The following is a 6,859-nucleotide window of genomic DNA, read 5'->3' as shown; positions in this document are numbered from 1 at the left end:
GCGCTAGAACGAGGCAGGCCCGCGACGAATCGATGAAGTGCTGGTAACCAATCCGCGGATATGAGTCTGATTCATCGTCGCTGCAACGTTCGTGTCGCATCACCGGAGCGATCCCGCCCACACCAGAATTCTTTGCGCTCAGGGAGATTGACAGTGGCGACCATATAAGTGTAGTGCGCCACTCAGATATGTACTTATCTTGGGGTCCGTGCCAACGCGGCCTTGGCTCGCGTGACCTTGGCCAGGATGTCGGTGGCGCTGGCCGTCCAGATGAAGGGCTTGGGGTTGGCGTTGTGGTGGGCCACGTACAGATCGATGGCCAGTTCCAGGTCGGGCACGCTGGTGAAGCTGTCGCGCCGGATGCGGTTCTCCGAGATGTCGCGGAAGAAGCGCTCGACCATGTTCAGCCACGACGCACTCGTGGGCGTGAAGTGCATGACGAAGCGCGGGTGCTTGGCAAGCCAGGCCTGCACATCGGGATACGTGTGCGTGCCGTAGTTGTCCACGATCAGGTGCAGTTGCAGGTGCCTGGGCGTCCTGCGCTGGATCAGGCGCAGGAACTGCAGCCACTCCGCGTGACGGTGTTGCTGTTGGCACATCGAGATCACGGTGCCATCCAGGGTGTTCAAGGCAGCGAACAGCGTGGTCGTGCCGTGGCGCTTGTAGTCGTGCGTGACGGTGCCGGCGCGGCCTTTCTTCATCGGCAAGCCCGGTTGAGTGCGGTTGAGCGCCTGAATCTGACTCTTTTCGTCGCAGCTGAGCACCAGGGCGCGCTCGGGCGGGTTCAGATACAGCCCCACGACGTCGAGCAGTTTTCCTCGAAGCGTGGGTCGCGCGAGAGCTTGAACGTTGCCTGCCGATGCGGCTTCAGGCCGTTGCGCTTCCACACGCGGCGGATGGTTGTCGGACCTACGCCGAGTTGCGCGGCCAGCGTGCGCGTGCTCCAGTGCGTGGCAGCGATGGGCTTTTCGTGAAGCGTTTGTCCACGATGCTCGATTCAAACTCGGCGGTAGTCACGCTCGGGGTACGCCCGGGGCGCGGCGCATCGTGCATCAGGGCCTCCACCCCGCCTTCCAGGAAGCGCTGGCGCCACAAGGCCATCTGGCGCCGATCCAGATCGACCTCGGAGGCGATGTCCTTGTTCTGCCAGCCCTGAGCGGCCAACAGCACGATCCTGGCGCGTTGCTGCACACGAGCCTCGACGCGGCCTCGCCGTGCCAATGCCGTCAACTCTCGTTCGACAACCGCATTCAGTTCGATCTTCGGGGCAATGCGCATGGCTGCGACCTCCGTCGAGGTCGGAGTGTGCCGCATCGATTAAGTTCTGCTATTTCGAGCGCACTGCACTAGGTGCGGGGGGAGGAGCGACCGGAGGCCGCAACTCGAGAGTGGCGCGGGGTCCGGGTGAAGATGAAGACGAGCGCACGCGCAGGGATGGCGCTATGCATCGGAAAGAGGGAGAACTGGGGGGCTCATCAGCCACACGTGACCAGCTGGATCGAGCGACCCCGCACGACGCCGGCGAAGGGTCGCGTGCGGCAGCGATTAGTGTCCGACGGCCGCGAGTTTTCCGGAGTTGGACGTGCAGCGCTGCAATCCGGATACGGCTACGCCGGGCATCCCAGCGATGGAGTGCCAAACGGAATTGGGAGGCGCGGCCGCTTTTTTACTCACAGGTCGCGCGTTTTTGTCGGCAGCCGCATCCAGCCGCCGGTCCAGAAATCGACGACTCGCTTCTCAAATTCGGCCTGCGTCGCTGCAGCCTGCTGCTGCATCACGCTCGCCGCCAAGCCGTGGGCCGTGCTCATCATTTGATTGGCGGTGCTGAGCCACATGCTCATCCACGGGTTGCTCGCCATCCAGGGATTGGTCATTGGAAATACTCCTGAGTTGAGATCGAATATCACAAGCTTGATCGACGGCTCCATCAGGACCGTAGGACAATCACTGCATCCTATGTCCCTTCGCACCATGGCGGTTGCCGTGCTCGCTTAGACCGATTTATCGATTTGCGTCGCCTCCAGCGAGATTCGCCTCGTTTTGCGGGTGTATGCATCGCATGCGGATCCCTTCGGCCGCCAAGGTCGATCCGCCGGCTCAGGACACGATTCCTAGGCCTACCTCGCGACGTGCTCGAGCGGCTTCCCAGCCGCCGCGACGGATCTTGCCAACCGCTGGCTCGCGCCAGCTGTTTGATCTCTGGCCGCGAGAGCATTGGTGGCATCGATACCGTCACGTCGCGCGGAATGACAAGCCGCTCACGATCCTCAGCAGCCTCCATTTCATGCGACGCTGGTTCTTGGACGATACGTTTTCGAGATCGATGCTGCACAACCGTATGCAGTCGCCATCACGCAACACCTTCGATGCTCCGCGTTGAGCGCGATCAAGCGTGGCTTTCGGGTCTTTCCCGCAATCACAAGGGTAGCGCCGGTATTCGACCCTCCGGTGAGCGGACTTGTATTGGGCGATGCTCACTGTTCAAATGGCGAAAATGGCAGAGCAAATTTTCATCGGCGATGCACCTACTACCGAGGCCGGCAAAGAAATCCGCTTTCCCAGCGGCGCAGTGTGGGTAGCCTTACACACCTGCATCACCTCACACGTATACCCCGACCTTCCCTTCCTCCCGGCTATCGCCGCAAGGGATGCGGAGGTTTTGGCAACCGCCATCAACGGTGCGCTGATTGATGGCTCCTGCACGAAACACTTTGACGATCAGGCTCTTTTGGAAGACCTGGGCACACCGAAGGAAGAAGTCCTCTCCGCTGAAAAGTACCTAGGCTGGACAAAGCGTTACGCGGCCTTCCTTCAGGGCTGCGGCGGTTGCCGGCCGGGCTGAACCTGCGGGCAGGCCCGCACGTGTCACGCGTTAAGATGGCGAAGCTCGCAAGTCGCCAATGCGGAAGATTGGCATGGTGGTCGTTCGGTTATTTTTGGTCGTCAAGCGCGCGCCGATCGGTTCCGTCGGGAACCTTTGTTCCACTCATCGCTCTGTGTGCCGCGGTCCGCTGTTACTCTGCGTTCCCCGGTCAGTTCTCGGTCGTGAACACCTTGGGTAGCGTGAGTTCGAAAACGGTCCGACCCTCTTGGCTTACGCACGTGACGCTTCCACCGTGGGCGCGAGCGATCTGATCGACAATGAACAATCCCAGCCCCAGGTTCGTTCGCCTGCTCTTGCTGTCGGTGGCATGCAATCCACGCTGAAGAGGCTCAAACAATCGGGCAATTTCCGCGGCGGGAATCTCAGGACCCGCGTTCGCAACGCTCAACAGGACGACGCTCCCAGTCTCTGTTAGTGCGACGGCGATCGGTTCATTTCTATCGCCGTAGGCAGAAGCGTTGGCCACCAGGTTGCCTAACGCCTCTCGGATCCTTGAAGCGTCGAACTCCCCCGTAAGGTCGCCCTGGCAGGTAAGGGATACGACAGAACTGGGAAGCGCTGCCTGCAGAAGCTCGACCTCTGCCGCGCATTCGATCGCGAGATCAGTCTTGTCGCGGTGAATAGGAATACCGGTCCCCAACAAGGATCTGTTGTGTTCCAGTAGCGTATCGAGGAGCGAGGCCATTCGCCGCCCGCTCCGAATCAGCAGGCCCAGTGGTGCGGAGATCTTGGGATCCTTGGCAAGCTGAGTGATCAGTTCAGAGGTGAGGAGAATTGCGTTTAGCGGTCCTCGAAGGTCGTGTCCGAGCACACCCAGGAAGATGTTTCGAAGTTGGTCCATCTCTGCGGAAAAGTGTGCGACTGATTCAGCGATCGCCTGATCGATAGCTTCGTTGAAGCGGACAACCTCCGCAATCGACGAAGTGGCGGGCTGAGAGTCAGCCCAGAGCCTCAGAACGCTGGCGCGCAGCGCACGGTACTCCGCAACCAGATGTGCGACCTGCAGCCCCCCTTGCGCGCGGAGCCTTCCGTGCGTCTCCGCAGCGGTATCCACGGCTCCAGGAGCATCGTTCTTCCCCGCGCCAAGGGATTTCGCTCGCGACTCATCTCGAGACCGCGCCTGGTCCATGTCGCGAACAACTGCTTCCAGAATCTTCGGAATATGGTCCCTCAGCATCTCCTCCGTTTGCCGAGCCAACGGGGGTAGCGTTCGCGCATAGACAACCGCCTCCTCGACGATGGCGGCGCTGTTTGCAGAGATGAATTCGGAAAGTGCCATGGCGGTTCGGGTGTCGGATTGCAAGCCAAAAATGCTTGCCGGAACAAGCATACCCCCCGCACCGTTGCTGGAGAAGGCCCGTCAAGATCTCAGGGAACACAGCGAATCGAGCGCCAAAAAACCTGCATCAAGCGCCTGCTCATAGGTCGCGAGAGGTTTCGACGACGCCGCCACACGTTCATCCGGGCCACGGCTGTTCTGCTGCCTCACGAGCGACCAAGCGAATTCATGTGGCTCCAGTTGCTCGACGACAACGATAAGCCCAATGCGCGACGTCACGAAATCGGCCCCTCTTACTGGCTCGCGTTGAACGCAAACCCGAAGTACCGTATCGCCGCGCGCCCAAGTGTTGTGAATTTGGTGACGGTGGCGCAGGCCGGATGACCTGGGGCAGCGGGCCTAAAGCGGACCCTGAGGTAGCCTGCGGCCCGCAAATCTTGAAGGCCGTCAATGTCCGCGCGCGTGAAGAATTGCATCGGTAAGCGCCCTGCACCAACTCGCTTGAGGATTTTCTGGGTCATCAGACCACCTTCCGTGCAAAGACCCAATAGGCGCCATATCGGCGTAACCGATACGTACCGCAAGAGAGACCCTCGCCGCCCCGGCTCAGGTCGCGTCCCATCCCGTGGTGTAGCTCCACAGCCCGGAGAAGGATGAGCTGCACGGTACTCAGCGAGCCACAGCGGACAGCCGAGTGGGTGCAGTGTCGCTCAGGGTCTGCAAGCCTTCCAACTGCATGTATCGCCGGTTGAGCGACCATTCGTCGTTCTGCTCGAATGGTATGGACGCCTCCCACCCCAACGGCGAGAGGCGATAACTACACACCGAGAAGCCCGAGGCTTGGCAGGGGTGGAACCCCAGGGCCAACGGCATCGAGGTGCCCAAGGTAGAAGATTGATCTTCACTGGCAAACCGGGGGTTCCAAGATGAATGCTACTGCTTCAAACGTTGTTGGGGTTGATCCGGCCAAGAACGTGTTTCAGATCTACTGGATCGAGCCCGAGACGGGCGAGATCAGGAACGTGCAGATCAAGCGCGCGAAGTTCCTTGAGCACTTCGTCAACCGTGCGCCGTGCGTGGTCGGCATGGAAGCCTGCGGCGGCGCCCAGCACTGGGCGCGCGAATTGACCCGGCTCGGGCACGAAGTCGTAATGATGCCGGCTAAGTCGGTTAAGGCATACGTCACCGGCAACAAGAGCGACGCCATTGATGCGCGGGCGATCTGGACTGCTGTGCGACATGGCGGCATAAAGCGTGTGGCCGTCAAGACCGAGTCGCAGCAAGCAACATTGGCACTGCACCGTATGCGTCAGCAACTGGTGAAGGTGCGCACGATGCAGATCAACGAGCTCCGCGGACTGCTCACTGAGTACGGAGAGATCTTCGCCAAGGGACGTACCGCGCTGAGCAAGGGCATCGCCGCTGCACTCGATCGACTCGGCACGCGACTGCCGCAGGTTGTCACCGATTCGCTGCTCGAGCAGTGGCAGCGAGTGGGCGAGCTCGACGAACAGGTGGCACAGATCGAGTCCCGACTCAAGTCGCTGCTCAAGGAGGATGCCAGCGCGCAGCGCCTCATCACGATCCCCGGCGTAGGCCTACTCACCGCCACGGCGGTCAGCGCCGCCATGGGCCACGCAGATGCGTTCAGATCCGGGCGCGAATTTGCCGCCTGGTTGGGTTTGGTTCCGGCGCACACCGGCACAGGCGGGAAGACCAAAATGCTGGGGCTGAGTAAGCGCGGCGATACCTATCTGCGCACGCTGCTCATCCACGGCGCCAGGAGCGTGCTCACCCGCGGTAATCACCCCAGCGCATGGCAACAGCAGATCATGCAGCGCCGGCCGCTAAATGTGGTGGTCGTAGCCATGGCCAACAAGATGGCACGCACGATCTGGGCGCTGCTCAAGCACGGCAGAACATATCAAACGGCTTGGGTGAGCAAGGCGCCGGCCTGAAGTTGGCCACCAATCCACGGAAGGAGAAAAGCGTTTCGTTTGCGCAAGGGCAATTAAAAGTGACGGCAAACGGGTCGAAGCCGGGACTTGTCAAACCTGCATGATGCTGCGGACATCAACAGTCCGTTGCTCGAATGAGGATCAAGCCCATCGAAATCCATCGGGGCCAGCAGGGCCAAACTCCTGCACCAAAGAAGGCCGGATATAGACCTGCAACCTCGTACCTCGCGAGCCTCACTCAACTTGTCCTTGCACATCAGGGAGGCGTCCATATAGAGCATCATGGCGCCAACCAGGCGCGTGATCGAGGCGTCGTTGGGGAAGATGCCGACGACATTCGTGCGCCGCTTGATCTCGGCATTCAGCCGCTCCAAGGGGTTCGTGCTGTAGATCTGCGTCCAGTGCGCCCGCGGAAAGGTCATGAAGGCCAGCACATCGTTCTCCGCGTCGTCCATCAGGGCGCCGAGCTTGGGGAATTTGTCTCGGAGCTGATCGGCCACCGATCGCCATTGCGTTCGAGCCGCATCGGCCGAGTCCTGTACGAAGACCGTGCCGATGGCGGCCGAGACCATGCGCCGCTGGGTCTTGCCAGCGTACGCCAGAGCGTTTCGCATAAAGTGGACTTTCTGCCGACGTCGGCAGAAAGTTCATTACGCCGACCTCCGGGTTATGCCGACATGGCGTCGCCCGCCGAGCCCGTGGGCGGAGAACCCGCACTTGAGGTCGGCATAACCGCCT

5 protein-coding genes and 2 pseudogenes are annotated in these 6,859 nt (G+C 60.9%); 3 read left to right on the top strand and 4 right to left on the bottom strand.

Features of this window, described 5'->3' with window-relative positions; all coding sequences use genetic code 11:
• Nucleotides 1–194: 194 nt before the first annotated feature.
• Both ACSFBL_RS35250 and ACSFBL_RS35245 read right to left on the bottom strand, forming a co-directional pair.
• Nucleotides 195–1,278, bottom strand: a pseudogene (locus ACSFBL_RS35250) (IS630 family transposase).
• Between the two features lie 392 nt (nt 1,279–1,670).
• Nucleotides 1,671–1,874 carry a hypothetical protein gene (locus tag ACSFBL_RS35245; RefSeq protein WP_435520448.1) on the bottom strand — a complete coding sequence of 68 codons (204 nt, stop codon included), beginning with the start codon at nt 1,872–1,874 and terminating at the stop codon, nt 1,671–1,673.
• A 596-nt stretch (nt 1,875–2,470) separates the two neighbouring features.
• Between ACSFBL_RS35245 and ACSFBL_RS35240 the strand changes: the two genes are divergently transcribed.
• Nucleotides 2,471–2,842 (top strand): hypothetical protein, encoded by a 372-nt coding sequence (locus tag ACSFBL_RS35240; RefSeq protein WP_435520447.1) that lies wholly within the window; start codon nt 2,471–2,473, stop codon nt 2,840–2,842.
• Between the two features lie 190 nt (nt 2,843–3,032).
• Here the strand turns inward: ACSFBL_RS35240 and ACSFBL_RS35235 are convergent, their stop codons facing one another.
• Complete coding sequence (locus ACSFBL_RS35235; RefSeq protein WP_435520446.1) at nt 3,033–4,187, bottom strand: sensor histidine kinase; 1,155 nt, start codon at nt 4,185–4,187, stop codon at nt 3,033–3,035.
• A 204-nt stretch (nt 4,188–4,391) separates the two neighbouring features.
• On the opposite strand from ACSFBL_RS35235, the gene ACSFBL_RS35230 reads away from it, so the two are divergent.
• Nucleotides 4,392–4,547: a hypothetical protein gene (locus ACSFBL_RS35230; RefSeq protein ID WP_435520445.1), complete on the top strand. Its 156-nt coding sequence runs from the start codon at nt 4,392–4,394 to the stop codon at nt 4,545–4,547.
• Between the two features lie 542 nt (nt 4,548–5,089).
• Complete coding sequence (locus tag ACSFBL_RS35225; protein WP_435520444.1) at nt 5,090–6,121, top strand: IS110 family RNA-guided transposase; 1,032 nt, start codon at nt 5,090–5,092, stop codon at nt 6,119–6,121.
• 275 nt (nt 6,122–6,396) lie between these two features.
• Here the strand turns inward: ACSFBL_RS35225 and ACSFBL_RS35220 are convergent.
• Nucleotides 6,397–6,756 (bottom strand): annotated as a pseudogene (locus ACSFBL_RS35220) (transposase); the annotation flags it as partial.
• Nucleotides 6,757–6,859 lie beyond the last annotated feature (103 nt).

Source organism: Variovorax glacialis (assembly GCF_051216375.1).
Lineage (GTDB): Bacteria > Pseudomonadota > Gammaproteobacteria > Burkholderiales > Burkholderiaceae_C > Variovorax.
Note: the sequence above shows the minus strand (reverse complement) of the source record. Positions and strands in the feature narration are given on the sequence as shown.